Origin of the sequence: Streptomyces sp. CB02959, from assembly GCF_002803155.1 — a bacterium.
GTDB lineage: Bacteria > Actinomycetota > Actinomycetes > Streptomycetales > Streptomycetaceae > Streptomyces.
Window position 1 is genome coordinate 122607 of sequence record NZ_NNBP01000028.1, and the last position, 25953, is coordinate 148559.

General features: G+C 72.5%; 24 protein-coding genes and 1 riboswitch. Of the genes, 14 read left to right on the top strand and 10 right to left on the bottom strand.

The features are described from left to right. Positions 1-274 precede the first annotated feature (274 nt). A complete protein-coding gene (locus tag CG747_RS35730; RefSeq protein WP_100606048.1) occupies positions 275-898 on the top strand; it encodes a GNAT family N-acetyltransferase in 624 nt (207 codons plus the stop codon). A gap of 135 nt (positions 899-1033) precedes the next feature. Here the strand turns inward: CG747_RS35730 and mshD are convergent, their stop codons facing one another. Then, entirely contained in the window at positions 1034-1951 is a 918-nt protein-coding gene (gene mshD / locus CG747_RS35735; RefSeq protein ID WP_100606049.1) for a mycothiol synthase, read from the bottom strand. Between the two features lie 187 nt (positions 1952-2138). On the opposite strand from mshD, the gene CG747_RS35740 reads away from it, so the two are divergent. Continuing rightward, a complete protein-coding gene (locus CG747_RS35740) occupies positions 2139-3992 on the top strand; it encodes a bifunctional UDP-sugar hydrolase/5'-nucleotidase (RefSeq protein WP_100606050.1) in 1854 nt (617 codons plus the stop codon). A gap of 63 nt (positions 3993-4055) precedes the next feature. On the opposite strand, the gene CG747_RS35745 is transcribed toward CG747_RS35740, so the two are convergent. Further along, positions 4056-4913: an SDR family oxidoreductase gene (locus CG747_RS35745; RefSeq protein WP_100606051.1), complete on the bottom strand. Its 858-nt coding sequence runs from the start codon at positions 4911-4913 to the stop codon at positions 4056-4058. Between the two features lie 176 nt (positions 4914-5089). Between CG747_RS35745 and CG747_RS35750 the strand changes: the two genes are divergently transcribed. After that, positions 5090-6559, top strand: a complete 1470-nt coding sequence (locus tag CG747_RS35750; protein WP_100606052.1) for a DUF2993 domain-containing protein — start codon at positions 5090-5092, stop codon at positions 6557-6559. A 41-nt stretch (positions 6560-6600) separates the two neighbouring features. Here CG747_RS35750 and CG747_RS35755 read toward each other — a convergent pair whose 3' ends face one another. From CG747_RS35755 to CG747_RS35775, 5 genes are all read right to left on the bottom strand, one after another. Further along, complete coding sequence (locus CG747_RS35755; RefSeq protein ID WP_257980958.1) at positions 6601-8292, bottom strand: HAMP domain-containing sensor histidine kinase; 1692 nt, start codon at positions 8290-8292, stop codon at positions 6601-6603. Beyond that, entirely contained in the window at positions 8289-9029 is a 741-nt protein-coding gene (locus tag CG747_RS35760) for a response regulator transcription factor (protein ID WP_100606053.1), read from the bottom strand. The genes CG747_RS35755 and CG747_RS35760 overlap by 4 nt, the downstream gene beginning before the upstream one ends. Positions 9030-9199: 170 nt before the next feature. Further along, positions 9200-10336, bottom strand: coding sequence for a S1C family serine protease (locus CG747_RS35765; protein WP_100606054.1), 1137 nt, complete (start codon positions 10334-10336; stop codon positions 9200-9202). Positions 10337-10469: 133 nt separating this feature from the next. Continuing rightward, the gene (locus CG747_RS35770; protein ID WP_100606055.1) at positions 10470-11495 is read right to left on the bottom strand and encodes a LacI family DNA-binding transcriptional regulator; all 1026 of its coding nucleotides are present in this window, start codon (positions 11493-11495) and stop codon (positions 10470-10472) included. Between the two features lie 24 nt (positions 11496-11519). After that, complete coding sequence (locus CG747_RS35775; protein WP_100606056.1) at positions 11520-12335, bottom strand: response regulator transcription factor; 816 nt, start codon at positions 12333-12335, stop codon at positions 11520-11522. Between the two features lie 250 nt (positions 12336-12585). Between CG747_RS35775 and CG747_RS35780 the strand changes: the two genes are divergently transcribed. Next, positions 12586-13488, top strand: coding sequence for a S9 family peptidase (locus tag CG747_RS35780; protein ID WP_100606057.1), 903 nt, complete (start codon positions 12586-12588; stop codon positions 13486-13488). A 504-nt stretch (positions 13489-13992) separates the two neighbouring features. Here CG747_RS35780 and CG747_RS35785 read toward each other — a convergent pair. Continuing rightward, a complete protein-coding gene (locus tag CG747_RS35785; protein ID WP_100606058.1) occupies positions 13993-16017 on the bottom strand; it encodes an ABC transporter ATP-binding protein in 2025 nt (674 codons plus the stop codon). Beyond that, the gene (locus CG747_RS35790; protein ID WP_100606059.1) at positions 16014-17747 is read right to left on the bottom strand and encodes an ABC transporter ATP-binding protein; all 1734 of its coding nucleotides are present in this window, start codon (positions 17745-17747) and stop codon (positions 16014-16016) included. Before CG747_RS35790 ends, CG747_RS35785 begins: the two co-directional genes overlap by 4 nt. Before the next feature lie 129 nt (positions 17748-17876). Here CG747_RS35790 and CG747_RS35795 point away from each other — a divergent pair, with 129 nt between their 5' ends. The 7 genes from CG747_RS35795 (at position 17877) to CG747_RS35820 (ending at position 22563) form a co-directional block, all read left to right on the top strand. After that, on the top strand, positions 17877-18179 hold the full coding sequence (locus CG747_RS35795; protein WP_180985835.1) for a MoaD/ThiS family protein: 303 nt from the start codon (positions 17877-17879) through the stop codon (positions 18177-18179). Between the two features lie 10 nt (positions 18180-18189). Next, complete coding sequence (locus tag CG747_RS35800; RefSeq protein WP_100606061.1) at positions 18190-19521, top strand: hypothetical protein; 1332 nt, start codon at positions 18190-18192, stop codon at positions 19519-19521. A gap of 203 nt (positions 19522-19724) precedes the next feature. Next, positions 19725-20426: a DUF2993 domain-containing protein gene (locus CG747_RS35805; protein WP_100606062.1), complete on the top strand. Its 702-nt coding sequence runs from the start codon at positions 19725-19727 to the stop codon at positions 20424-20426. Between the two features lie 217 nt (positions 20427-20643). After that, a complete protein-coding gene (locus CG747_RS51100; RefSeq protein WP_351473977.1) occupies positions 20644-20751 on the top strand; it encodes an Ms5788A family Cys-rich leader peptide in 108 nt (35 codons plus the stop codon). Positions 20752-20910: 159 nt separating this feature from the next. Then, the gene (locus CG747_RS35810) at positions 20911-21756 is read left to right on the top strand and encodes a sulfurtransferase (RefSeq protein ID WP_100606063.1); all 846 of its coding nucleotides are present in this window, start codon (positions 20911-20913) and stop codon (positions 21754-21756) included. A gap of 41 nt (positions 21757-21797) precedes the next feature. Next, positions 21798-22085, top strand: coding sequence for a DUF1416 domain-containing protein (locus tag CG747_RS35815; protein ID WP_100606064.1), 288 nt, complete (start codon positions 21798-21800; stop codon positions 22083-22085). A 178-nt stretch (positions 22086-22263) separates the two neighbouring features. After that, positions 22264-22563, top strand: a complete 300-nt coding sequence (locus tag CG747_RS35820) for a DUF3099 domain-containing protein (RefSeq protein ID WP_100606065.1) — start codon at positions 22264-22266, stop codon at positions 22561-22563. A gap of 24 nt (positions 22564-22587) precedes the next feature. Here the strand turns inward: CG747_RS35820 and CG747_RS35825 are convergent, their stop codons facing one another. Then, on the bottom strand, positions 22588-22953 hold the full coding sequence (locus CG747_RS35825; RefSeq protein ID WP_100606066.1) for a DsrE family protein: 366 nt from the start codon (positions 22951-22953) through the stop codon (positions 22588-22590). A gap of 303 nt (positions 22954-23256) precedes the next feature. On the opposite strand from CG747_RS35825, the gene CG747_RS35835 reads away from it, so the two are divergent. From CG747_RS35835 to CG747_RS35845, 3 genes are all read left to right on the top strand, one after another. Next, positions 23257-23844, top strand: a complete 588-nt coding sequence (locus CG747_RS35835; RefSeq protein ID WP_100606067.1) for an FABP family protein — start codon at positions 23257-23259, stop codon at positions 23842-23844. 74 nt (positions 23845-23918) lie between these two features. Beyond that, positions 23919-24004, top strand: a riboswitch (cobalamin riboswitch). Positions 24005-24127: 123 nt separating this feature from the next. After that, positions 24128-25171 (top strand): iron ABC transporter permease, encoded by a 1044-nt coding sequence (locus CG747_RS35840; RefSeq protein WP_100606068.1) that lies wholly within the window; start codon positions 24128-24130, stop codon positions 25169-25171. Continuing rightward, positions 25171-25944, top strand: coding sequence for an ABC transporter ATP-binding protein (locus CG747_RS35845; RefSeq protein WP_100606069.1), 774 nt, complete (start codon positions 25171-25173; stop codon positions 25942-25944). Before CG747_RS35840 ends, CG747_RS35845 begins: the two co-directional genes overlap by 1 nt. Positions 25945-25953: the final 9 nt, after the last annotated feature.

A 25953-nucleotide genomic window follows, 5' to 3' on the forward strand; every position in this document is an offset into this window, starting at 1 on the left:
AGGAGGCGGCGGCACGACTTCGAGCCGCGGGTTCGGGACGTTCGGCACAGCGGGCTGCATTCAGTGATGCTTGCAAGCGATATTGAATCGCCGGTAACGCGGACATGGCGACCAGGCAAGCGGGAAACCACCCCCGGGTATTTCCCGGTCGGCGACCCGCCTCGTGATCTTCACTTCCGCCAATCCGGGCGAAGCGCCGGAAGCCGGGACGCCGCCGCACACGCATCCGGAAAAGTCCCGGGCGCCGCCCGCCCCCGCTCCCTAGGCTGAGCGCGTGCTCAGACCTTCCACACCACCCATACCGCCGCTGCCCCCGCTCCCGTTCACCCCCGACTACCCACTGCGGACCGAGCGGCTGGACCTCCGCCCGGTGCGCCACGACGACTTCGACGCCATCTACGCCTACCAGCGCCTCCCGGAGGTCTGCCGTTACCTCTACTGGGGTCCGCACGACGAGGCCGGCTCCCGCGCCTCCGTCGCCGACAAGGTGACCCGCACGGCGCTGCGGGAGTCCGGCGACTTCCTCCAGCTCGCCGTCGTCGTCCACGAGACGGGCACCCTGGTCGGCGACGTCACCTTCGTCTACACCCGCCGCGAGCACCGCCAGGGCGGCATCGGCTACGTCTTCCACCCCGACCACGCCGGCCACGGCTACGCCACCGAAGCCTCCCGCGCCCTGCTGAAGCTGGGCTTCGAGGAGCTCGGACTGCACCGCATCCAGGCCGAGTTGGACGGCCGCAACACCGCCTCCGCCAAGCTGCTGGAGCGCCTGGGGATGCGCCGCGAGGGCCATCTGCGGGAGAACGAGTTCCTCGACGGCGAGTGGAGCGACGAGGTGATCTACGCGATCCTGGCGCGCGAGTGGCGCGCGCAGCAGGAGCGGCAACCGGAGTCGTGACGACAGCGGCGGGGCGGGCCCTCAGGCCCGCCCCGCCGCTCACCGCTCACCGCTCACCGCTCACCGCTCAGCGACCGCATGCCACCCGCGGACCGCCGACCGCTCGCGTCACACCGGTCACACCGGTCACACCGGTCACGTCTCCGACCGGTACATCAGGTCCGTCTCGTGCGTGACGAAGCCCAGCCGCTCGTACACCGTCACCGCGGCCACGTTGTCCGCGTCCACGTAGAGCATCGCGGTCGCCAGCCCCTGCGCCGCCAGGTGCCGCAGCCCGATCGCGGTGAGCGCCTTGCCCAGGCCGCCGCCCTGCGCGCCCGGCCGCACCCCGAGGACGTAGACCTCGCCCAGGCCCTCCTCGGCGTGCACCTTCGTCCAGTGGAAGCCGACCAGCCGGTCGTCCTGCTCCGCGAGGAAGAAGCCCTTGGGGTCGAACCACGGCTCGCGCTTGCGGTCGTCCAGGTCGCGCTGGGTCAGCGAGCCCTGCTCGGGGTGGTGCGCGAAGGCCGCCGCGTTGACCTCCAGCCAGGCCGCGTCGTCGGTGTCCGGCTGGAAGGTCCGCACCGTCACCCCCTCCGCGAGCACCGGCTCCGGCAGGTCCAGGTCGGCCAGCGCCCGCCGCATCTGCCGGAGCTCCCGGAACATCGTCAGCCCCAGCGTCTGCGCCAGGTGCCGGGCGGCCGGGTGCCCGCCGTGCGCCCACACCCGCAGCCGGCGCCCGGACTGGACGAGGAGTTCACCGCCCAGCGCCCGGCCGTGGCCGCGGCCGCGGTAGCCCGGGTGGACGACCAGCTCGGCGGCCGGCGCCTCCACCGGGTCGGTGTCCTCCAGTTGCCCGTACCCGACCAGCTCCTCGCCGTCCTCCCCCGGCGCGAACACCAGCACATGCCGGACGCCGTCCCGCCGGCCGCCCCGCAGCTGGAGCCGCCCCTGCTCGGACACGGCCGGCTGCCCGTCCGTCCGCGCGGCCCGTTCGATCAGCTCAAGGACGGCCGCGGCCGCTTCCGGCGCGAGCTCGTCGACCACCTGGATCCTGCGGCCGGTCCGGCCCATCTCCTGTGCAGCGTCAGTCATGCCTGAAGCGTACGACGCTGCCGCGACGTCACGCGGGTGCCGCGGACGCCGCCGCGATCCGTCCGGTCATCGCACGGCCACCGAGCCGTAAGCCGCCGACCCCTATCCCTCTACGCGCGTCGACAATATGCTGCGGTCCGCTCAGCACCATCCACGGAGGGGAACCATGCCACCGACACCTCAACGGCGCCGTCTCGCCCGCAGATTGGCGGCCGGCGCCGCCGTGCTCGCCACCGCCGCGGGCGTCGCGCTGACCGCCACCGCGCCGCCCGCCGGCGCCGACAGCGGCAGCGCCCACCGCCCCGCCGGCACGGTCGACGTCCAGTTGCTCTCCTTCAACGACTTCCACGGCAACCTCGAACCGCCGCAGGGCTCCTCCGGCACCGTCGAGGAGCTCCAGCCCGACGGCAGCAGGAAAACCGTCCCGGCCGGCGGCGTCGCGTACCTGGCGCAGTCCCTCCGCACCGCCCGCAAGGGCCACCCGTACTCCGTCACCGCGGCGGCCGGCGACATGATCGGCGCCAGCCCGCTGCTGTCCGGCCTCTTCCACGACGAGCCGACCATCGAGGCGATGAACAAGCTCGGCCTCGACGTCACCTCGGTCGGCAACCACGAATTCGACGAGGGCCGCGCCGAGTTGACGCGGATGCAGCGCGGCGGCTGCCACCCCAAGGACGGCTGCTACGAGAAGGGCAAGACCTTCCGGGGCGCCGACTTCCCCTACCTCGCCGCCAACGTCACCGACGACAGGACCGGCAAGCCGATCCTCAAGCCGTACACCGTCTGGCAGCACAAGGGCGTCAAGATCGGCTTCATCGGTGTGACGCTCAAGGGCACCCCGGACATCGTCAACGCCGACGGCGTCAAGGGCCTGACGTTCCACGACGAGGTCACCACGATCAACAAGTACGCACGGGTCCTCGACCGCCAGGGCGTCAAGGCGATCGTCGCGCTCATCCACGAGGGCGGCCTGCCCGCCTCCACCTCGTACAACTACGACTGCGACAGCCCCGGGCCGGGATGGGGGTCCCCCCGGTCGAGCGGAGCCGAGACCGGGGGAGGGATCTCCGGGCCGATCGTGGACATCGCCAAGCACGTCAGCCCCCAGGTGGACGCGCTGGTCACCGGCCACACCCACCAGTCCTACACCTGCACCGTCCCCGACCCGGCCGGCCACCCCCGCACGGTCACCTCGGCCGCGTCCTACGGCCGCCTCTACACCGACACCACGCTCACCTACGACCGCCGGACCCACGACATCGTGCGCACCGCGGTCCACGGCCCGCACGCCGCCAACCACGTCGTGAACCGCACCCAGCCGCCGGCGCCGGACATGACGTCCCTGATCACCCGCTGGAACAAGCTCGCCGCGCCCGTCGCCGAGAAGCCCGTCGGCTACCTCTCCGCCGACATCAACGGCCGCGGCGCCGGCACCCCCGAAGAACCCCTGGGCGATCTGATCGCCGACGCCCAGCTGGCGGCCACCCGGGACGCCGGCAAGGGCGGCGCCCAGCTCGCGCTGATGAACCCCGGCGGCATCCGCTCCGACCTCGCCTACAAGGCGTCGGGCAAGGAGGGCGACGGCGTCGTCACCTACGCCGAGGCGTTCACCGTCCAGCCGTTCACCAACATGACCAACGTCGTGAACCTGACCGGCGCGCAGCTCCTGGCCGCCCTCCAGCAGCAGGTCAGCGGCCCCAACGAGGCGTCCCCCAAGATCCTTCAGATCTCCGAGGGCCTGGCCTACACCCTCGACATGACCAAGCAGGGCGCCGCCCGCGTCGTCGCCGACTCGGTCAGGGTGAGCGGCTCCCCGCTCGACCCCGCCAAGACCTACCGCGTCGCGATGAACGAGTTCCTGGCCGGCGGCGGCGACGGCTTCCCCGCCCTGAAGCAGGGCACCGACAAGTACGTCGGCCCGTCGGACCTGGACGCCCTCACCGCCTATCTGACGGCGCACTCCACCCCGACCGCCCCGCTCGCCCCGCCCAAGGCGGACCGCATCACGGTCGTGAAGTGAGGCCGGGGGACTGACACCCCGACCGGAGCACGCCCCCTGTACCGCGTACAGGGGGCGTCGCCGTCAGGAGAAGTCCCCGGCGTGCTCCCGCGCCCACTGGGCGAAGGTGCGGGCCGGGTGGCCGGTGACGCGTTCGACGGTGTCCGTCCGCGCGAAGGCCGGCGCGTCCACCGACTGGCCGAAGAGGCGGACGAGTTGGCGGGCCGCCGCCAGTGGGAAGTGCGGGCCGGCCATCGCCTCGGCGGCCTCGTCCTCCGAGATCTGCTCGATGCGCGTCGGGCGGCCGACGGCCTCGCCGATGGCGGCGACCTGCTGGGCGTTGGTCAGCACCTCCGGGCCGGTGAGCCGGTGGACCTGGCCGGCGTGGGCACCGGTGCGGTCCAGGAGCGCGAGAGCGGCGACGTCCGCGAGGTCGGCCTCGTGGACGGGCACGCTCCGGGCGCCCGGGTGCGGGTCGCGGACCACGCCGCTCTCGCGGATCGCCGGGGCCCAGTTGAGTGCGTTCGTCGCGTAGTTGCCGCCCCGGAGGAAGGTCCACTCCAGGCCGGAGTCGCGGACCGCGCGCTCCAGGAGGGCGTGCGAGCGGGCGATGAAGTTGGTCTCGTCGGCGGGCGTTCCGGTCACCGCGAGGGAGGAGTTGAGGACGATCCGGGAGACGCCCGCCTTCACGGCGGCGTCGATCAGCCGTTCCACGGAGTCGCCGCCGCCGGCCGCGAGGTTGAGGAAGAGGGCGTCGGCGCCGGCGAGGAGCGGGGCGGGGTCGGTGTCCTCGGTGAGGTCCGCGCGCACCACCTCGACCTGGGCGGGAAGTCCGGCGCGGGCCGGGTCGCGGGTCAGCGCACGAACCGGAACACCTTCCTCCACAAGGCGGTCGACAAGTCGGCGGCCGATGTTGCCGGTTGCTCCGGTTACCACGATCATGGGGGTTCCTCCCGAGGGACGCGGCGGCGGAAGCGCGCCGGGGAAGCTGACGGTAGTTCAGGCCGCCCCACGGATGCGGCAAGATTTTGCCAAGGAGGGCCGGACAACTTTCGCGTATCTCACATTACGCGAGGACGACTTGCACTTCCGGGTCCCGCTCGTGGTGGGATGTGCGGATGCGAACCCCCACACGCATAGCTTCACCCTCGTCCCCCTCTCCCCACCCGGCCGCCGCTTCCGGTTCCGCTTCCGAAGCCGGCGACCCGCCCCACATAGCCGGGCGCCCGGACGACCCGCAGGGTGACACCAGAAAGCTCCAGCCGGTCAATCCGTACACGGACCTGGCCGATCTCGCCGATCTGGAACCGGGCCCGGACGCCGGAACCGCCTCGGGAGCACGGCCCCAGGCGCGGTCCGGAGCACAGCCGTACGGCCCCGGGGACGGCCCGGAGTTCGAGCCGGAGTACGCGCCCTCGCCCCGGCAGCGCAGCTATCTCAACGAGCGGGACGACGACGCCGACGATCCGCTGGGCCTGGGCCTGCGCTCGGACGAGGACGACGAGGACGCCTGGTCGCCCCCGAACCACCGGAAGCTGAAGCGGGGCATCAGCCGCTTCGCGGCCGTCCCGCGCACGCTCAAGGCGCTGGTCGCGCTGGCGGCCTGCGCGGGGATACTGGCGCTCGCCGACCGGTTCGCCGTGCTGTACGCGCAGAACAAGGCCGAGGAGCAGGTCAAGACCGCCCTGAACCTGCACGCCCGGCCCGAGGTGGACATCCACGGCTTCCCCTTCCTCACCCAGGTCTTCGACAAGCAGCTCGACCAGGTCGACGTGGTGATCCCGGACGTCGCCGCGGACCGGGTCTCGCTGGCGAAGGTGGAGGCGACCGCCCGGAACATCCGGCTCGACGGCGATCTGCCGACCGCCATCAAGGGCGCCACCATCGGCGAGATGCACGGCAGCGTGCTGCTCGCCTTCGACGACATGAACCGCGAACTGGGCGCCTCCCAGGTGAAGTTCAGCGGAGCGGGGCGCAACGGGGTGCGCGCCGTCGGCGAACTGCCGATCGCCGGGCACACCCTGCGCGTACGGGCCGAGGCGCGTATCCAGCGCAACGGCGAACGGGGGATCTCCACCGAGATCGGGCAGATGCGGCTGGACATCGGCGACGTGGCGGTCTACCGCCCGGGCACCGGCAAGGAGGAGGGCCTGCGGCTGACCCAGAAGGGCGCCGTCGAACTCAGCCGGCAGGCCGCCAAGGTCAAGGCGATGCTCAGCATCCCGGCCATCGCCGAGCGGATCGGCATCCCCCGGGAGTACATCGACGACGCCCTGCGCAGCGACGACAAGCTGCACGACCTGATCGGCACGCCGCGCTTCGTGCACCAGCTGATGAACGTCAACCTCGTCGACGTGGTGATGGAGCACCCCTGGCTGCTCCAGAAGGTCGGCATCGACGCGAAGATGCTGGGCGCCCTGACCGATCTGACGAAGCCTCAGCTCGCCGACCGCCTGTCGCTCTCCTTCCAGCTCCCCAAGACCCCCGGCGATGTGCGGCTGCGCAACATCACCGTGGAGAGCGACGGCATCCACGCCGATCTCACCGGCTCGAACCTGCCCTTCGGCGACGCCGCGAAGGGGAAGTAGCCCCGGGGAAGCAGCCCCGGGAGGGGCACTGCGGGCCGGGCCTACGCCCGAGGCGCCCCCTGCTCCCCCGGACCGGTCTGCTCCCCGGGAGCGCCCTGCTCCCCCGGCGCCGCCGCCCGGCCCGGCGCGGCGCCCGCGCTCCCCGGTGCGTCCGGGGGCGGGGTGGTCGCGCCCGGCAGGGTCAGCAGGGCCTGCGTGCCGCCGCCGGGGGCGTTCCGCAGGCGTACGCCGCCGCCGGACTGCTCCGCCGTGCGGGCCACGATGGACAGGCCCAGACCGCTGCCGGGGAGGCTGCGGGCGGAAGGGGAGCGCCAGAAGCGTTCGAAGACGTGTGGGAGTTCGTCGGGCGGGATGCCGGGGCCGTGGTCCCGGACGGTCAGCGCACCGCCGGCCAGCCGGACCTCGACCGTGCCGCCGGACGGGCTGAACTTCACGGCGTTGTCCAGGAGGTTGACCACCGCGCGCTCCAGCGCGGTCGGCTCGGCGCGGACGTACCAGGGGTCGAGGTCGGCGGTGATGGTGAGCGACGGGCCGCGCAACCTGGCCCGTTCGAGGGCGGTGCCGACGATGTCGTGGAGGGCGACCACCCGCAGGGCCGACGCGCCGCCGGCGCCCGTCTCCGAGGGGCGGGAGAGCACCTGGAGGTCGCCGATCAGCGCTGCCAGCTCACCCATCTGGGCCTTCACCGACACGAGCAGGGCCTCCTTGTCCGCGGCCGGGATCGGGCGGCCGGAGCGCTCGCTGCGCTCCAGGAGGTCGATGTTGGTCCGCAGCGACGTCAGGGGGGTGCGGAGCTCGTGGCCGGCGTCGGCGATCAGCTGCTGCTGGAGGTCGCGGGAGGCGGCCAGCGCGGCGGTCATCGCGTTGAACGACCGGGACAGCCGGGCGATTTCGTCCTCGCCGTCGGTGGGGATCCGGATGGTGAGGTCCTGGGTGCGGGCGACGTGCTCGACGGCGGCGGTCAACCGGTCGACGGGCTTGAGGGCCGCCCGGGCCACCCACAGGCCGGCGGTCGCCGCGCCCAGCACTCCGACGCCGGCGACGACCAGCAGCACCAGCGCGAGGTGGTTGAGCGGGTCGGTGACCTGGTCCATCGGCGCGGCCACCGAGATGGCCAGGCGGTTGCCCTGGGCGTCGGCGATCGGGCCGCGGTACGGGACGGTCGAGACCCGCATCTCGGCGCCGTTCTCGTCCTTGGTGGTGTGGACGGCGCCGGCCAGCCGCCCGTCGGCGACCGCCTGGTCCACGCGCTGCGCGGGGATGGGCGCCTTGTTGGGCGAGGTGCAGACGTAGCCGCTCGCGGAGACCAGCTGGATGGTGTACGGCGTGGGTTGGAAGCGGACGTTCAGCGGGCTGCCGGCGCAGCGGGCGCTGATCGCCTGGACGTAGTCGGAGTTCACCTCGACCGTGCTCAGGCTGGTGTCGAGCTGCTCGGTGAGCCGGTCCCGGGTGATCAGCCAGCAGGCGGCGGCCGACAGCGCCACCGCGAAGGCCACCGCGACCGCGATCAGCAGTGCCAGCCGGGAGCGCAGCGGCAACTGGTGGAACCTGGTCAGGCCGAAGGAGCCGCCGGACGGGGCCGCGCCGCCCGGGCCCCCGGCGTCCGGGCCGCCGGCGTCCGGGCCGCCGACGCCGGCGTGGCCGCCGCCGGAGCGGGCCGCGCCGCCCTGGGGGCCCGCCGTGCCTTGCGCCTCGGGAGCGGGTGTCTCGTGGACGTCGCCGGTGCCGCTCATTCCGCGCCGCCCTCCAACCGCAGCACATAGCCCACCCCGCGCACGGTGTGGACCAGCCGCGGTTCGCCGCCCGCCTCGGTCTTGCGGCGCAGGTACATCACGTACACGTCCAGGGAGTTGGAGGTGGGCTCGAAGTCGAAGCCCCAGACGGCCTTGAGGATCTGCTCGCGGGTGAGCACCTGCCGCGGATGGGCCAGGAACATCTCCAGGAGCGTGAACTCCGTGCGGGTCAGCTCGACGGGGCGGTTGCCGCGGGTGACCTCGCGGGTGGCGAGATTCATCCGCAGGTCGGCGAAGGTCAGCAGCTCGCTCTCGTCGGGCCGGGCGGTACCGGCCGCCGTGGCGTACGAGCTGCGGCGGAGCAGGGCGCGGATCCGGGCCAGCAGCTCGTCCAGCTCGAAGGGCTTGACGAGGTAGTCGTCGGCGCCGGCGTCCAGGCCGGTGACCCGGTCGCCGACGGTGTCCCGGGCGGTCAGCATCAGGATCGGGACGGTCACCCCGCCCGCCCGCAGTCGGCGGGCGGCGGTCAGGCCGTCCATCCGGGGCATCAGCACGTCCAGCACGATGAGTTCGGGGTCGTAGGCGGCGACCTTCTCCACCGCGTCCAGACCGTCGACGGCCTGCTCGGTCCCGTACCCCTCGAAGGCGAGCGAGCGCTGGAGCGCCTCGCGGACCGCGGGCTCGTCGTCGACGATCAGGATGCGGGCGGGGTGATCACCGTGCTCGGCGGGGCTCATGTGCGCGACTACCTCGGATTGCGTGACGAACGACCGACTGGACCTTTCCTGGCTTCAGCCTGACACGGATACCGCACCGGCGGACGCCCTGTGGACAACCGCCTGTGGACAACCGCCGCCCGAGCGGCGGCCCCGCCCGGAGGCCGCCCGGGAGACTGCCCGGGAACCGCTCAGACCCCGCTGTTCCCGCCTCCGCTGCCCCCGCCGCGCAGCGCGTCGAGGTCGGCCTTGACGGTGTTGATCGGTATCGCGAAGCCGAGGCCGACGCTGCCCGCCTGGCTGCTGTCCGACGAACTGGGCGAGTACATCGCCGAGTTGATGCCGATGATCTGGCCCTGCATGTTGATCAGGGCGCCGCCGGAGTTGCCCGGGTTGAGCGCGGCGTCGGTCTGTATCGCCTTGTAGGTCGTCTTGGACGAGCCGGTGTCGCCGTTGTACTGGTTGCCGCCGAACTCGAACGGCCAGCCACCGCCGCCGCCCCCGAAGAAGCCGCGGCCCTGGCCCTGATCCTGGCCCTGCCCCTGGTCCTGTCCCTGGCCCTGCCCCTGGCCGCCCTCCTTGGGGACCGAGACATCGCGGTTGAGCGCCGAGACGATGCCGCTGGTCACCGAGCCGGTGAGGCCCTCCGGCGAGCCGATCGCGACGACCGGGTCGCCGACCACGAGCTTGCTGGAGTCGCCCAGCACCGCGTGCGTCAGCCCCTTGCCGCCGTCGACCTTGATCAGTGCCAGGTCCTTGTCCGGGTCGGTGCCGACGACCGTCGCGGTCTTCTTGCTGCCGTCGCTGAAGGTGACGCTCACCGTGCGCGCGCCGGCCACCACGTGGTTGTTGGTGACGATCTCGCCGCTGCTGGTGATCACCACGCCGGAGCCGGTGGACTGGCCGCCGGACGTCCGCGCCTGGATCTCCACGATGGCCGGGCTGACCGCCTTGGCCACCCCGGCGACGCCGCTGCCGCCGCCGGAGTTCTGGCCGGCGTTGACGAGCGGGGTGGAGATGCCACCGGACGTGGTGTTCTGCTGCGTGGCGCCGGCGATCAGCGCCGCGCTGCCGCCGCCGATCAGACCCGAGGCCAGTGCCACCGCCGCGATCAGCGCGATCGGCCGCCGGGCCCGGCGCCGCGGCTCCGGCGCACCGGCTCCGCCCGCGTCCGGCATCCCCGGCGTGTACGGGGGCGGCGGCGGTACCTCGCCGTGCGCCCGGTCCGCGCCGTGGTCGCTGCTGTGGCCGGTGCCGTATTCGGTGCCGTAGGCGTACGGCCGGTCCTGGGGCATCTCATCGCCGCTGCGGCGGTAGCTCTCGGTCATACGGATGACTCTGCGGCCGCTGCATGAGAACCGTCTGAGAAGGCCCTGAGAGACCCGACAGAAGTGGGTATGCCCGGTATAAGGAAGCCCTCGTTCCGGTGCCCGGTCCGGCGCCGTTCGGCGGTCGGCCCGCTCAGCCCCCGCACCCGCACGACCGCCGCACCACCAGCCGCGACGGGAACTGCCGCAGCCGCTCGCGGCGCGAGCCGACCACCCGCAGCCCGTCGTCCAGCACCAGGTCGACCGCCGCCCGGGCCATCGCCTGCCGGTCCGAGGCCACCGTCGTCAGCGGCGGATCGGTGAGCCCGGCCTCCTTCACGTCGTCGAAGCCGGCCACCGCCAGCTCGCCCGGGACGTCGATCCGCAGCTCGCGGGCGGCCCGCAGCACGCCGATCGCCTGGTCGTCGGTGGCGCACATGATGGCCGGCGGCCGGTCCGGCCCGGCCAGCAGCCCGAGCGCGACCTGGTAGGCGTCGTAGCGGTTGTAGGGCGCCTGGAAGTAGCGCCCCTCCGTCGACCGCCCGGACTCCAGCATGGCCCGCCGCCAGCCCTCGACGTGGTCGGTGACCGGGTCGCCGGACTTCGGGGTCTCCTCGGTGCCGCCCAGGAAGGCGACGTACTCGTGGCCGTGCTCCAGGAGGTGCCGGGTCGCCAGCTGCGCGCCCCAGATGTCGTCGGTCATCACCGCGACGTCGTCGATGGCGTCCGGCCGGCGGTGCAGCAGCACCACCCGGGCGTCCCAGGCGTCGATCTCCGCGGCGGCGTGCTCACTGGGGCCCTGGCTGATCAGGATCAGCCCGGCCACCCGCATCCCGAGGAACGCGCGGAGGTAGTGGACCTCGCGCTCGTCGATGTAGTTGGCGTTGCCGACCAGCACCATCTTGCCGCGCTCGGAGGCGGCCTGTTCGACGGCGTGCGCCATCTCCGCGAAGAACGGCTGCCTGGTGTCCGGGACGATCAGACCTATGAGGTCGGTACGGCGGGACGCCATGGCCTGCGCGACCCGGTCGGGTCGGTAGCCGAGCTCCTTGATGGCGGCGAGCACCCGCTCGCGCGTGGCCGGGGCGACCGGCCTCGGTCCGTTGTTGATGACGTAACTGACGACGGCGGTGGATGTCCCCGCCAGTTTTGCCACATCATCCCGCGTCACCTTGGCCACGCGCGGCAGTCTACGCGGGTGGTCCTACCGGCGGGCAGGCTGTGTGGACGAGGATCCGGCGCCCGACGAGGACGAACGCGCGGGCGCCCGCCCGTCGGCCCGCTTGCCTCCGTCACCGGCCTTCGCGCCGCCGTCCTGGGCCTTGGCCTCCGCGGCCGCCCGCTCCACCTTCTCCGGCACCACGAAGCGGTAGCCGACGTTCCGGACGGTGCCGATCAGCGACTCGTGCTCGGGGCCGAGCTTGGCGCGCAGGCGCCGGACGTGCACGTCCACCGTCCGCGTACCGCCGAAGTAGTCGTAGCCCCACACTTCCTGGAGGAGCTGGGCGCGGGTGAAGACCCGGCCCGGGTGCTGCGCCAGGTACTTCAGCAGCTCGAACTCCTTGAAGGTCAGGTCCAGGACCCGGCCCTTCAGCTTGGCGCTGTACGTGGCCTCGTCCACCGAGAGATCACCGGTGCGGATCTCCATGGGGCCGTTGTCGGTGGTGATCTGCTGGCGGCCCATCGCCAGCCGCAGCCGCGCCTCCACCTCGGCCGGCCCGGCGGTGTCCAGCATGACGTCGTCGACGCCCCAGTCGGCGGTGACGGCGGCCAGCCCGCCCTCGGTGACCACCAGCACCAGCGGGCAGCCGGGTCCGGTGGACCGCAGCAGCTGGCACAGGGACCGCACGTGCGGAAGGTCGCGGCGGCCGTCGATCAGTATGACGTCGGCCCCGGGGGTGTCGATCAGGGCCGGACCCTCGGCGGGGGCCACCCGGACGCTGTGCAGCAGCAAGCCGAGCGCCGGAAGCACCTCCGTCGACGGTTGGAGAGCATTGGTCAGCAGCAGAAGTGAACTCACTTCCGACCACCTACCCGGTTTCCGGCGAGCTTCGTCCTGTGCGGCTCGCTGTCCTGCACGCTTCGCTTGCCCATGACGTCTGGTTCCTCCTCGGTCCCTGCGACGGGGGCACCACCCGGCCAGGCCGGGGGAGTCTGCGGCACTGCTTCGTACGGAGTGCTTCCGCTCACATCTCTTTGCGTGCGTGAAAGCACAAAAGGATCCGGGGGCGACGCTGCCCGGATCCTTCTTGCCCAGCAGAATAGCTCACATGAGTTGCGGACCCGAGGCCGATTTTGCACGTTCTTGTGTTCCGTCGATCACTTCGAGTGGTCACCGGGCGACCCTGTTGACGGACGACGGCGTCCGTATCGAGGCCGCCCGCACCCCCCGGAACCCGCTTCCCGAAGCGCTTTCCGCACCCTCGTCCGGGCCCTTTCCCGCCCCCGCGACCGACCTCGCCATCGTCCTCGCCCACGGCTTCACCGGCTCCCTCGAACGGCCCGCGCTCCGCCGTGCGGCCGCCGCGTTGTCCCAGCATGCGGACGTGATCACGTTCTCGTTCCGGGGGCACGGCGGCTCCGGCGGGCGCTCCACGGTCGGCGACCGGGAGATCCACGACCTGACCGCCGCCGTCCGCTGGGCCCGCTCCCTGGGGCACCGCCGGATCGCCACCGTCGGCTTCTCCATGGGCGGCTCGGTGGTCCTCCGGCAGGCCGCCCTGCACGGCCGGCGGCGGGCGGGCGGCGGGTGGGGGGAGCACGGGGAGCGCACGGATGCGTCCCCCGATGTCGTGGTCGCGGTCAGTGCTCCCGCCCGGTGGTACTACCGGGGCACGGCGTCGATGCGGCGCCTCCACTGGGCCGTCACGCGCCCCACCGGGCGCCTGGTCTCCCGCGTCGGTCTGCGCACCCGCGTCCACCCCGAGGAGTGGGACCCGGTCCCCCTCTCCCCCACCGAGGCGGTCCCCCTGATCACCCCGACCCCGCTGCTCCTCGTCCACGGCGACCGCGACCCCTACTTCCCGCTCGACCACCCGCGCATGCTGATGGCCGCCGCCGACCCCGCCACCACCGCACTCTGGATCGAACCGGGCTTCGGCCACGCGGAGAACGCCGCGGGCCCGGAGCTGCTGCGGCGGATCGGGGCGTGGGCGGTGGCGCGGGCGGCCTGACCTCACCCGGCGTCGGCGTCCTCGGCGGGCTCGTCCTCCTCCTCGTCGGCCACCGGCGGCTTGTGGGCGTGGATCCGGTTCTGGACGCGGATGGCGGTTTCGCGCAGCTCCTGCCACTGGTCGAGGTCGTCGAAGACCGGGGCGGTGATGCCCTGGCGCCGCGAGGCGTGGCAGGCACCCTCTCGTCACCACGCACAGGCTCCGCCCGGCGGTCGTACGGGAACGCCGCACTGCGGAGGATCAGCCCTCGTGCGAGGCGCACACTCACCGCAAGCGACACGCCGCTCGTCAACTCCCTTGCGGGCAGCGGCTTCCAGGCCATCCTGAAACCCTCACGTCACGGTGCCGTCGGAGGCACGGTGCCGTCGTGCGTCACATGCGTCACATGCGTCACACACCCTAGTGGCACGACGGTGCGATTTTCGCAGGAATCTCCCACCAGGGGAGTCCCCGCAACAGGGCGGTGGGCGGCGGGGGTTGGGGACCGCTCCGCCGCCCCGTGCCCTACTCGGCCTCCACCACCGCGTCGGCGAACTGGGCCGCGTACAGGCGGGCGTAGGCGCCGTCGGCGGCCAGCAGCGTTTCGTGGGTGCCCTGTTCGACGATCGAGCCGTTCTCCATCACCAGGATGACGTCGGCGTCGCGGATGGTGGAGAGGCGGTGGGCGATGACGAAGCTGGTGCGGCCGGTGCGGAGTTGGGCCATGGCGTGCTGGATGAGGACCTCGGTGCGGGTGTCCACCGAGCTGGTGGCCTCGTCCAGGACCAGGATGGCCGGTTCCGCGAGGAAGGCGCGGGCGATGGTGATGAGCTGCTTCTCGCCCACCGAGACGTTGCCGCCCTCCTCGTCGATGACGGTGTCGTAGCCGTCCGGGAGGGTGCGGACGAAGCGGTCGACGTGGGTGGCCCTGGCCGCCGCGACGACCTTGTCGCGGGTGGTGCCCTCGGGGGCGCCGTAGGCGATGTTCTCGGCGATGGTGCCGCCGAAGAGCCAGGTGTCCTGGAGGACCATGCCGATGTTGCCGCGCAGCTCCTCGCGGGACATCCGGGCGATGTCCACGCCGTCGAGGGTGATCCGGCCCCCGCGCACCTCGTAGAACCGCATCAGGAGGTTGACCAGGGTGGTCTTGCCGGCGCCGGTGGGGCCGACGATGGCGACGGTCTGGCCGGGGCGGACGGTGAGCGAGAGGCCGTCGATGAGCGGCTTGTTCTCCTCGTAGCGGAAGGCGACGTCCTCGAAGGCGACCCGGCCGGTGACCTGCTCCGGGCGGGCGGGCCGCGCCGGGTCCGGGTCCTGCTCCGCGGCGTCGAGGAGTTCGAAGACCCGCTCGGCGGAGGCGACGCCGGACTGGACGAGGTTGGCCATCGAGGCGACCTGGGTCAGCGGCTGGCTGAACTGGCGGCTGTACTGGATGAACGCCTGGACGTCGCCGATGGACAGTGCGCCGGAGGCGACGCGCAGACCGCCGACCACGGCCACCAGGACATAGTTGAGGTTGCCGATGAACATCATCGCGGGCTGGATGATGCCGGAGATGAACTGGGCCCTGAAGCCCGCGGAGTAGAGCGCCTCGTTCTGCTCGCGGAAGAGCTCGGCGGACTCCTTCTGCCGGCCGAAGACCTTGATCAGGGAGTGGCCGGTGTACATCTCCTCGATGTGCGCGTTGAGCTTGCCGGTGGTCTTCCACTGCTGGACGAACTGCGGCTGGGCGCGCTTGCCGACCTTGGTGGCGACCACGACCGAGACCGGCACGGTGACCAGCGCGACCAGCGCCAGCAGCCACGAGATCCAGAACATCATGGCCAGCACGCCGACGATGGTCAGCAGCGAGGACACGATCTGGCTGAGGGTCTGCTGGAGGGTCTGCTGGATGTTGTCGATGTCGTTGGTGGCGCGGGAGAGCACCTCGCCGCGCTGCTGCTTGTCGAAGTAGCTCAGCGGCAGCCGCGCCAGCTTCTCCTCGACCTGCTCGCGCATCCGGAAGACGGTGCGCTGGACGACCCGGGTGGCGATCCGGGCCTGGACGAAGCCGAAGACGGCGGAGCCCGCGTAGATCAGGGTGACCCAGAGCAGGACCGTGCCGACCGCGCCGAAGTCGATGTGCGGGCTGGGGGCCACCGGCATGCTGGCGACCAGGTCCGCCAGCCCGCCCTGGCCGTGCGCCCGCAGCTGCTCGGCGGCCTGCGCCTTGGTCAGGCCCGCGGGCAGGTGGCGGCCGACGATACCGGCCATGATCAGGTCGGTGGCCCGGCCCAGCACCTTGGGTCCGACGACGGTCAGCGCCACGCTCAGCACGCCCAGCAGCAGCGCGACCGCGATGATGCCGCGCTCCGGCCGCATCTGGGCCAGCAGCCGCTTGCCGGAGCTCTTGAAGTGCAGGGACTTGTCGATCGGGCCGCCCATCATGCGGGCCATCGGGCCGGCGCTGGGGGCCGGGCCGCGGCGGGGCGCCGAGGCGGGGGCCTCCCCGGCGGGCGCCTCCTCGGGGGCCCGGTCGGCGGCCGGGCCCTGCTTGTCCGCGGTGGTCATGCCGCCTCCTGCTCGGTGAGCTGGGAGAGCACGATCTCCCGGTAGGTCTCGTTGCCGGCCATCAGCTCGCGGTGGGTGCCGGTGCCCACGATCCGGCCCTCGTCGAGGACCACGATCCGGTCGGCGCCGCGGATCGTGGACACCCGCTGGGCGACGATCACCACGGTGGCCCGGTCGGTCTCCTGGGCCAGCGCGGCGCGCAGGGCCGCGTCGGTGGCGTAGTCCAGGGCGGAGAAGGAGTCGTCGAAGAGGTAGATCTCCGGCTTGCGGACCAGCGCGCGGGCGATCGCCAGCCGCTGCCGCTGGCCGCCGGAGACGTTGGAGCCGCCCTGCGCGATCGGCGCCGCCAGGCCGCCCTCCATCCGCGCCACGAAGCCCTCGGCCTGGGCGGTCCGCAGCGCCTGCCACAGCTCCTCGTCGGTGGCGTCCGGATTGCCGTACCGCAGGTTGCTGGCGACCGTCCCGGAGAAGAGGTACGGCTTCTGCGGCACCAGGCCGATGACGGAGGCCAGCGTCTCCGGGTCGAGGGTGCGCACGTCCACGCCGTCGACCAGGACGGTGCCGCCGGTGGCGTCGAAGAGCCGGGGCACCAGCCCGAGGAGGGTGGACTTGCCGGCGCCGGTGGAGCCGATGACGGCGGTGGTCTCGCCGGGGCGGGCGACCAGGGAGATGTCCTTGAGGACCGGCTGCTCGGCGCCGGGGAAACGGAACTCGACGTTCTGGAGCTCCAGTTCGCCGTGCCGCCGCAGTGCGGTGACCGGCTCGGCGGGCGGGGAGACGCTGGACTCGGTCGTCAGCACCTCCTGAATGCGCTCGGCGCAGACCTCGGCGCGCGGCAGCATCATCACCATGAAGGTCGCCATCATGATCGACATCAGGATGTACATCAGGTAGCTGAGGAAGGCCGTCAGCGCCCCGATCTGCATCTGCTCGCTGTCGATGCGCAGCCCGCCGAACCAGACCACGGCCACGCTGGAGAGGTTCACGATCAGCATGACCAGCGGGAACATCATCGTCATCAGCCGGCCGGCGCGGATCGAGATGTCGTACAGGTCGGTGTTGGCCTCGGCGAACCGCTCGCGCTCGTGCCGGTCCCGGACGAAGGCGCGGATGACGCGGATACCGGCGATCTGCTCGCGCAGCACGCGGTTGACGGTGTCGATGCGCTCCTGCACCCCGCGGAACAGCGGACGCATCCGGCGCACGATGAGGGAGACGAGGATCGCCAGGACCGGGACGATGACCAGGAGGAGCGCCGACAGCGGCACGTCCTGGTTGAGCGCCATGACGACGCCGCCGACGCACATGATCGGCGCCGAGACCATCATCGTGAACGTCATCAGGACCAGCATCTGGACCTGCTGGACGTCGTTGGTGGTCCGGGTGATCAGCGAGGGCGCGCCGAAGCCGCCCATCTCCCGGGCGGAGAACGCCTGCACCCGGTCGAAGACCGCGGCCCGGACGTCCCGGCCGAGCGCCATGGCCGTACGGGCGCCGAAGTAGACCGCGCCGATCGCGCAGACGATCTGCAGCAGCGTCACCGCGACCATGAAGCCGCCGACGCGGAAGATGTAACCGGTGTCCCCCGGCACGACACCGCTGTCGATGATGTCCGCGTTGAGGTTCGGCAGATAGAGCGTCGCCAGCGTCTGGATCAGCTGGAGCAGGACGATCAGATATATGGAGCGCCTGTAGGGCCGCAGATGCGCCCGCGCGAGTCGGACCAACACAGGCGGAGCCTATGCGAACACTTGCCTTCGGCAATCGAATTTCTCCGAACCGTGCAGGAATCGGCCCGGACCGCCACAAGTCTTTACCCGAACTTGCCCGGATTCGGCCCGGCCGCCGCGTACGCCATCATGGAGGCGGCAAGAGCCCCCCGACATGAAGAGGCCGCCGTGACAACAACTGGCACCGTGCGCTACTGGGCCGCGGCCAAGGCCGCCGCCGGCGCGGCAGAGGAGCCGTACGCGGCGGCCACGCTCGCCGAGGCGCTGGACGTGGCGCGCACCACGCACGCCGCGAACCCGGAGTTCGCCCGCGTCCTGCTGCGCTGCTCCTTCCTGGTGGACGGCGTCCAGGTCGGCTCCCGCGATCATGCGGAGGTGCCGCTGTCCCAGGGCGGCACCGTCGAGGTCCTGCCGCCGTTCGCCGGAGGATGAGCAGAGGGTCATGAGCGACAACCAGCCGGAGCACCCCCACCAGAACCCGTACGACCCGTACACCCACCCGTCACCCGACCACCACCCCCCAACGGCGCCGCTGCGCGACGACACCTCCCGCTACGCTCCCCCGTCCCCGCACCCCGGGTACGACCCGCAGGCGGCCTACGGCACCCCGTACGGGCAGCAGCCCTACGACCCCTATATGCAGCAACCGCACCAGCAGCCCGCGCAGCCCCAGCAGCCGCAGCAGCCCCAGCAGCCCCACGGGTACGAGGCGTACGGGCAGCCGCAGCACCAGCCCACCGCTTCCTACGGGCAGCACGGCTACGGCCAGGACGGCGGCTACGGCCAGGACGCCTACGGGCAGGACGGCCACGCCGCCCCGGTCCCGGCGCAGCACCAGAGCGCGTACTCGGCCCCGCACCAGGACGCCCACCAGGGCGCCCCCCACCAGGGCACCCACCAGGGCGCCTACGGCACCGCGCACGGGACCACCGCCACCGCCGAGCCGGTGCCGGCCGGTCCCCCGGCCGCCGACGCCGCCGCGTCCGGTCCGGCCGCCGCGCCGGCCCCCGCCGCGCCGCTCAAGCCCAACCAGATCGCCCGTGCCGAGGGCCGCTCGCCGATCATTCCGCCCGGGATCCAGCCGGCCGCGCTGACCGCGCTGCTCGCCCTGCTGCTGGCGCTGGCCGCGCCGGTCGCCCACCTGGTCCTGGCGGTCCCGGTGGTGCTGCTCCAGGCCGTCACCGCCGCCGGCTGGTTCCGGCTGAACGGCATGTGGCCGGCCCGGCAGGGCATCGCCCTGGCCTTCCTGGGCGGTCTGGCCACCGACGCCGGACTGCTCGCCACCGCACGCGAGGACGCGCCGCTGGTCGCCATCGGCACGCTCGGCGTGTGGTGCCTGCTGGTGCTCGTCCTCCAGCTGCGCAACCGCAGCAGCGCGGACGAGCGGATGTACGCGCTCACCGCGGGCCTGACCTCGTCCGCGCTGGCGGTGCTCGCCTCCGGCCACCTGGCCGCCGACCCGGACGCGGTGGTGGTCGGCGCGACCGCGGTCGCCCTGGCGACCCTGGCCCGGGCGCTGCCGCTGCCCGGCCCGGTCTCCCTGGTGCTCGGCCTCCTGGCGGGCGCCGGCGGCGGCATCGCGGCCGGCCAGCTGACCGGCATGGGGACCACCGGCGCGCTGCTGGGCCTGGCCGCCGGTGGCTGCGCCCTGATCGGCCTGCGGGTGGCCAGCTACGACTACCCCTCCCGCTTCGTGCACATGACCGCGGGCGTCGCCCTGCCGCTGGCCCTCGCGGGCCCGGCGGTCTACGTCCTGGGCCGGGCCCTGGGGTAGCCCCGGGCCCCGGGTCGCCACTCCACGCCGCGGCGGCCGTACGGAGCGCAGGGTTCTGCGCTCCGTACGGCCGCCGCTCCCGTTCCGCCGACCGGGTCGTCTAGGGTTCCCGGAGCGCGGGCTGGGGGCCCGCGGGTACCGGATTGGACGAAACCGGCCGGGCGGACCTCGACCCGGCCGTGACAAGTGGGGGTAGTGGTTCGATGCGCGCACTCAAGGTGCTGCTGGTGCTCGTCGTCATATTCGGCGGGCTGTTCGTGGCAGCGGACCGCGTCGCGGTCAATCTCGCCGAGAGCAAGGCCGCGGACAAGCTCCGCAGCATGCAGGGGGTCACCTCGACCCCGGAGGTCTCCATCAAGGGCTTCCCGTTCCTGACCCAGGTCGCCGGGCGGAACCTCGACGAGGTCGACGCCGACCTCGACCACGTGTCGGCCCGTTCCGAGGGCCGCACGCTGACCCTCAAGCACCTCTCGGCGCAGTTCCGCGACGTCACGCTGACCAACGACTTCACCTCCATCGAGAGCGCCGCCTCGGCCTCCGCCACCGCCGAGATCAGCTACCCGGACATGACCAACGCGGCCGGCGGCGGCGTCAAGATCACCTACGGCGGCGAGAAGAACGGCCGCTCCCAGGTCAAGATCTCCCCGAACGTCCCGCTGCTCAGCTCGTTCGACGTCACCGGCACCATCGAGATCGTGCACGGCGACACCGTCCAGGTGCGGGCCGACAGCATCCCCGCGATGTGCCGGGCGCTCCCCGGCTGCGAGAGCAAGGTGCGGAGCCAGACCGACCACGGCTGGAAGCTGGACCAGCTGCCGGGCAGCCTGAAGCTGGAGAAGGTCACCACGACCGCGCAGGGCATCACGGTCACCGCGTCCGGCACCGACGTGAAGCTCACCGGCTGACCTGCCCCGACGGGTGGCGGACCGCCCCACCGGACCACCACCCGTCCACTCCCTGAGACACCCCGGTCCGTACGCCAGACCCCCCACCTGCGACGGCACCCCGGCGAGGGGTGCGCGCCCGTGTTCCTGGGCCACGTATCCCACATCGCGGACAATCACATCTCGGCATTTGACACACCGGTGACATGCCGCGCTCTCCGTCCCTACGATCGGAGCCATGCAGAGCGCATTGAGCGGTCTCCGTCCACGGGGACAGGCGGTACTGACGAAGCGGCGGGCAGTCGACCTGTGCCGTGTCGCCGCCATGCTCTGTCGCCCTGCCTGACGGGCCTTCGCTCCCGTCGCCCCGGCCGGCCGCCCCTCAAGGCCGCCCCCTCACGAGTCCCCGCCCAGCGCCGCGCGCCCTCACCGCGCCGCGCCGTCCGGCGTACCCGTGGGACCCCTCACAACCGCCCCCCGCAACTGCCCCGGAGGAGAGAAGAACATGAGCCGTAGCGACGTCCTGGTAGACGCCGACTGGGTCGAGGCCCACCTGGACGACCCGAAGGTCGTCATCGTCGAGGTCGACGAGGACACCTCGGCGTACGACAAGAACCACATCAAGAACGCCGTCCGGATCGACTGGAAGCAGGACCTCCAGGACCCGGTCCGCCGCGACTTCGTCGACCAGGAGGGCTTCGAGAAGCTGCTCTCCGCGAAGGGCATCGCCAACGACGACACCGTCGTCCTCTACGGCGGCAACAACAACTGGTTCGCGTCCTACGCCTACTGGTACTTCAAGCTCTACGGCCACGGCAGCGTCAAGCTCCTCGACGGCGGCCGCAAGAAGTGGGAGCTGGACTCCCGCGACCTGGTCGACGGCTCCGAGGTCCCGGCCCGCCCGGCCACCGAGTACCAGGCCAAGGCCCAGGACGCCTCGATCCGCGCCTTCCGTGACGACGTCATCGCCGCGATCGGCACCAAGAACCTGGTCGACGTCCGCTCCCCCGACGAGTTCAGCGGCAAGCTGCTGGCCCCCGCCCACCTCCCGCAGGAGCAGTCGCAGCGCCCCGGCCACGTGCCCAGCGCCCGCAACATCCCGTGGTCGAAGAACGCCAACGACGACGGCACGTTCAAGTCGGACGACGAGCTGACCGCCCTCTACGAGCAGGAGGCCGTCGACCTGGCGAAGGACACCATCGCCTACTGCCGGATCGGTGAGCGCTCCGCGCTGACCTGGTTCGTGCTGCACGAGCTGCTCGGCCAGACCAACGTCAAGAACTACGACGGCTCCTGGACCGAGTACGGCTCGCTGGTCGGCGTCCCGATCGAGCTCGGCGCCAACAAGTAACCCCCGAGAGCCCCCTCTCTACCCCTCAAGGAAGTACCCCTATGTGTGGAGCACAGGCCGGCGGCCCGGACGCCTCGACCATCAAGCCCGGTGAGACCACCATCCAGGGCAGCGTGACCCGCGACGGCCAGCCCGTCACCGGTTACGTCCGCCTGCTGGACAGCACCGGCGAATTCACCGCCGAGGTTCCCACCTCCGCGACCGGACAGTTCCGCTTCTACGCGGCCGAGGGCACCTGGACCGTGCGTGCGCTCGTGCCGGGCGGCACCGCGGACCGTACGGTCGTCGCCCAACAGGGCGGGCTGGCGGAGGTCGCCATCGCCGTCTGACGGCACGCGTGACACGGACCCGCGACCCGGGTCCGTCCGGCCGGAGGGCCGCACCCCAGGGGTTTGGACGCCTTGGCTTAAGGGGTGCGGCCCTCCGCGCCGTCCCGGGTGCCCAGGGCCCCGTACGGGCCGCCCCGCCGGACTTCTTTCCGGGGCGCCGCGGACTTACCGTGGACTTATGTACGCGCATGCGCACCGTCCGCCCACCCCGCCGCAGCGCCGCCACCGCCGGTACTTCGTGCTGATGGGCGTGTGCCTGGTGCTGTTCGTGCTGGCGTGGAGCGTGGTGCGGCTGTGGTCCGTACCGGCCGCGGTCGCGATGTGCCTCGTCGCCATGGTCATCCCGCCCGTCGCGGCGGTCGTCGGCAACCGCCGGGAGCCGGGCGAGCGCTGGTGGGACGAGTCCGGCGACCCGGAGTCCGACCGCTGGTGGCGCGAGCTGGACGACCGCGACGACGACGACCGCCGCCGGAGCTAGGAGTGCCGGCCCGCGCCCACCGGCCTAGTAGACGAGCGCCTGCACGCCGTCCGGCATGATCTCGCTGACGAACAGCTGGGAACCGGCGATGCCCGCCCCCTCGATCAGGTCCTTCTCCTCGATACCGCGCCGTGCCGCGCACTGCGTGCAGACCGTGATCGCCCCGCCGCCCGCGCGGATCCCGTCGATCAGGTCCGGCAGCGGCGCCGCGTGCGGCAGCTCGAACTCCGCCGCCCGCCCCGGCAGCGCGAACCACACCGACTCCCCGGTCAGCCACAGCGACACCTCGACGCCGCTGGCCACCGCCACCGCCGCCACCGTGAACGCCTGCGAGCACCGTTCGGGCGCGTCCGCGCCCGCCGTCACCTTGATCACCAGCTTCTTGGCCATGAGCCAAGCGTAGGCGCCATCGAGCCGCCGGGCCGCGCACGCCCTGCGGGAGTCCGGCGACCGGACGCAGCCCCGCGGCGGACCTCACAGCGCCGCCGCCGAACGCGCCGACTAGACTCTCAGGCGGTCCGTAACACCTCACCCTCCGCCCAAGGAGCGCGCTCGTGCTTGAGGCATTCTTCACCACCCTGCTGGTCCTGGTCGCCGTCGGCGTGATCGCGTTCGCCGGGCTGACCTGGAAGAAGCTGTACCAGGGCCAGCGCTGACCGCCTTCCCGTCCCCCACTACAGATCGCCTGAGCTCATGATCGAGATCCCGTCCGACCTGAACCCGTCGCTGGTGCCGCTCGCCTTCCTCCTCGGCCGCTGGGAGGGCGCGGGCGTCTTCGACTTCCCCGGCGCCGAGAAGTGCAACTTCGGCCAGGAAGTCGTCTTCAGCCACGACGGCCGCGACTTCCTCGAATACACCTCGCACACCTGGGTGCTCGACAGCGAGGGCAAGCAGGTCCGCCCGCTGGAGACGGAGACCGGCTTCTGGCGGGTCGACGGGGACCGCAAGGTCGAGGTCGTGATGACCCGCGACCAGGGCGTCGTCGAGATCTGGTACGGCGAGCTGGCCGACAAGAAGCCGCAGATCGACCTGGCCACCGACGCCATCGCGCGGACCGCCGCGGCCGGCGCGTACAGCGGCGGCAAGCGGCTCTACGGCTACGTCAAGGGCGACCTGATGTGGGTCGGCGAGAAGTCCACCCCCCAGGTCCCGCTGCGCCCCTACATGTCCGCGCAGCTGAAGAAGGTCGCCGACCTCAAGGAGTGGGCCGAGAGCCTGCCCGACGACATGCCGGACGGCGTCTCCTTCTTCCGCCCGGACGGCACGCCGTACGAGGGCTGAGCTCCTCCCCCGGCTGCCGCCGGGGCCCCGGCGGGCCGCCCGGCCCGCTCCACAACTCCATGACGCGCCCCGCGGGGGAAGTCCGGTGAGAGTCCGGCGCTGACCCGCAACGGTAAGCGGACGCCCCGCCAGGGGACCCGTTCCGCAAGCCCGATCACCCGCGGCGGCGCCGGACCCCCACCAACTCGCCGTGGACTGCGAGGGGACGCCGCCGGTGCCAGGCGCACCCGGGCCGCCGCTCCTTCCCGTACGCACGCGGCCCGAGCCGAAGGTCTGACCACCCTTGGCACGTCCCGCCCGCCCTCTCCCCCTGGCCGTCACGCTCGCCACCGTCCTACTGGGCTCCCTGCTGTGCGGGACCGCCCTCGGCGCCGCCGGGATCGGCTGGCCGCAGGTGCTGCGCTATCTGGGCGCCGGACTGACCGGCGGCACCATCCGGCCCGACGAGGTCGCCGCGTACACCATCGTCTGGGAGCTGCGGTTCCCCCGCGCGGTGCTCGCCGCCGTCGTCGGCGCCGGGCTCTCCGCGATCGGCGTCGCCGTCCAGGCCCTGGTCCGCAACGCCCTCGCCGACCCCTTCGTGCTCGGCATATCCTCCGGCGCGGCGGTCGGCGCCAACGCCGTCCTGCTCTTCGGGGCGCTCGGCGCGCTCGGCGTCTGGGCGCTGTCCGCCTCGGCCTTCCTCTCCGCGCTGCTCGCCATGGCCCTGGTCTACGCGGCCGCCCGGACCGCGCACGGGCTCACCCCGATGCGGCTGGTGCTGACCGGCACCGCGATGTACTACGGCTTCTCCGCGGTCACCACCCTGATGGTGTTCACCGCCGACCGCGGCGAGGCGGCCCGCTCGGCGATGATGTGGCTGCTCGGCAGCCTCAGCGGGGCCGGCTGGGGCTCGGTCCCCATCGCCGCCTGTGCCGTCGTCGCGGCCCTCGCCCATCTCCTGCTCTCCGCCGGCCGGTTGAACGCCCTGGCCATGGGCGACGAGACCGCCGCCGCGCTGGGCGTGGACCCCGAGCGGCTGCGCCGCGAACTGTTCGTGGTGGCCGCCGCGACCACCGGCGCGGTGGTCGCGGTCAGCGGCGCGATCGGCTTCGTCGGGCTGATGGTGCCGCACGCCACCCGGATGCTGGTCGGCGCCGACCACCGCCGGGTGCTGGCCGTCGCCCCGCTGCTGGGCGCGGTGCTGCTGGTCTGGGTCGACCTGCTCTCCCGGGTGCTGCTGGCGCCCGTGGAACTGCCCGTCGGAGTGATCACCGCGGTGCTCGGCGTGCCCTGCTTCGTGCTGCTGATGCGGCGGCGCGGCTACACCTTCGGAGGCGGTGCCTGATGCGGCTCGACATCACCGGGCTGTCGGTGGAGGTGGCCGGGCGGCGGCTCGTCCACGACGTCACCCTGACCGCCGGCAGCGGACGGCTCATCGGGCTCGTCGGCCCCAACGGCAGCGGCAAGTCGACCCTGCTGCGCTGCGTCTACCGCGCCCTGCGGCCGGCCGTCGGCACCGTCCGGCTGGACGGCACCGACCTGCACGCGCTGACCTCCCGGGAGGCCGCCCGGCTGCTGGCCGCGCTGCCCCAGGAGGCCGGCACCGACTTCGACTTCACCGCCGCCGAGGTGGTCGCGATGGGGCGGCTGCCGCACCAGCGCGGCTCCGGGCGGCCCAGCGCCGCGGACCGCGAGATCTGCGACCGGGCACTGGCCCGGGTCGGCGCCGCCCACCTGGCCGAGCGCGGCTTCCTGCGCCTCTCCGGCGGCGAGAAGCAGCGGGTCCTGATCGCCCGCGCACTGGCCCAGGAGCCGCGGGTACTGGTCCTCGACGAACCCACCAACCACCTCGACATCGCCCAGCAGTTGGAGGTCCTGGCGCTGGTCCGGGACAGCCGCCTGACGGTCCTGGCCGCGCTGCACGACCTCAACCTGGCCGCCGTGCACTGCGACGAGCTGCACGTCATCGCCGACGGCCGGATCGTCGCCTCCGGCCCGCCGCACGACGTCCTCACCGCCGAACTGCTCGCCGAGGTCTTCGGTGTCCGCGCGCACCGCGTACGGCACCCCGAAACCGGCGCCGTCCAGCTGCTGTTCGACCGCCTGCCCACCACCTGAGGACCCCGG

Bases quoted from the DNA above. Each gene is read 5' to 3' on its own strand.
- mshD (WP_100606049.1), bottom strand. From the start codon at position 1,951: ATGGGCCGGACCGGCCGCAGGATCCAGGTGGTCGACGAGCTCGCGCCG.
- CG747_RS35740 (WP_100606050.1), top strand. From the start codon at position 2,139: ATGCCACCGACACCTCAACGGCGCCGTCTCGCCCGCAGATTGGCGGCC.
- CG747_RS35745 (WP_100606051.1), bottom strand. From the start codon at position 4,913: ATGATCGTGGTAACCGGAGCAACCGGCAACATCGGCCGCCGACTTGTC.
- CG747_RS35750 (WP_100606052.1), top strand. From the start codon at position 5,090: ATGCGAACCCCCACACGCATAGCTTCACCCTCGTCCCCCTCTCCCCAC.
- CG747_RS35755 (WP_257980958.1), bottom strand. From the start codon at position 8,292: ATGAGCGGCACCGGCGACGTCCACGAGACACCCGCTCCCGAGGCGCAA.
- CG747_RS35760 (WP_100606053.1), bottom strand. From the start codon at position 9,029: ATGAGCCCCGCCGAGCACGGTGATCACCCCGCCCGCATCCTGATCGTC.
- CG747_RS35765 (WP_100606054.1), bottom strand. From the start codon at position 10,336: ATGACCGAGAGCTACCGCCGCAGCGGCGATGAGATGCCCCAGGACCGG.
- CG747_RS35780 (WP_100606057.1), top strand. From the start codon at position 12,586: ATGAGTTGCGGACCCGAGGCCGATTTTGCACGTTCTTGTGTTCCGTCG.
- CG747_RS35785 (WP_100606058.1), bottom strand. From the start codon at position 16,017: ATGACCACCGCGGACAAGCAGGGCCCGGCCGCCGACCGGGCCCCCGAG.
- CG747_RS35795 (WP_180985835.1), top strand. From the start codon at position 17,877: ATGGAGGCGGCAAGAGCCCCCCGACATGAAGAGGCCGCCGTGACAACA.
- CG747_RS35800 (WP_100606061.1), top strand. From the start codon at position 18,190: ATGAGCGACAACCAGCCGGAGCACCCCCACCAGAACCCGTACGACCCG.
- CG747_RS35805 (WP_100606062.1), top strand. From the start codon at position 19,725: ATGCGCGCACTCAAGGTGCTGCTGGTGCTCGTCGTCATATTCGGCGGG.
- CG747_RS51100 (WP_351473977.1), top strand. From the start codon at position 20,644: ATGCAGAGCGCATTGAGCGGTCTCCGTCCACGGGGACAGGCGGTACTG.
- CG747_RS35810 (WP_100606063.1), top strand. From the start codon at position 20,911: ATGAGCCGTAGCGACGTCCTGGTAGACGCCGACTGGGTCGAGGCCCAC.
- CG747_RS35815 (WP_100606064.1), top strand. From the start codon at position 21,798: ATGTGTGGAGCACAGGCCGGCGGCCCGGACGCCTCGACCATCAAGCCC.
- CG747_RS35820 (WP_100606065.1), top strand. From the start codon at position 22,264: ATGTACGCGCATGCGCACCGTCCGCCCACCCCGCCGCAGCGCCGCCAC.
- CG747_RS35825 (WP_100606066.1), bottom strand. From the start codon at position 22,953: ATGGCCAAGAAGCTGGTGATCAAGGTGACGGCGGGCGCGGACGCGCCC.
- CG747_RS35835 (WP_100606067.1), top strand. From the start codon at position 23,257: ATGATCGAGATCCCGTCCGACCTGAACCCGTCGCTGGTGCCGCTCGCC.
- CG747_RS35845 (WP_100606069.1), top strand. From the start codon at position 25,171: ATGCGGCTCGACATCACCGGGCTGTCGGTGGAGGTGGCCGGGCGGCGG.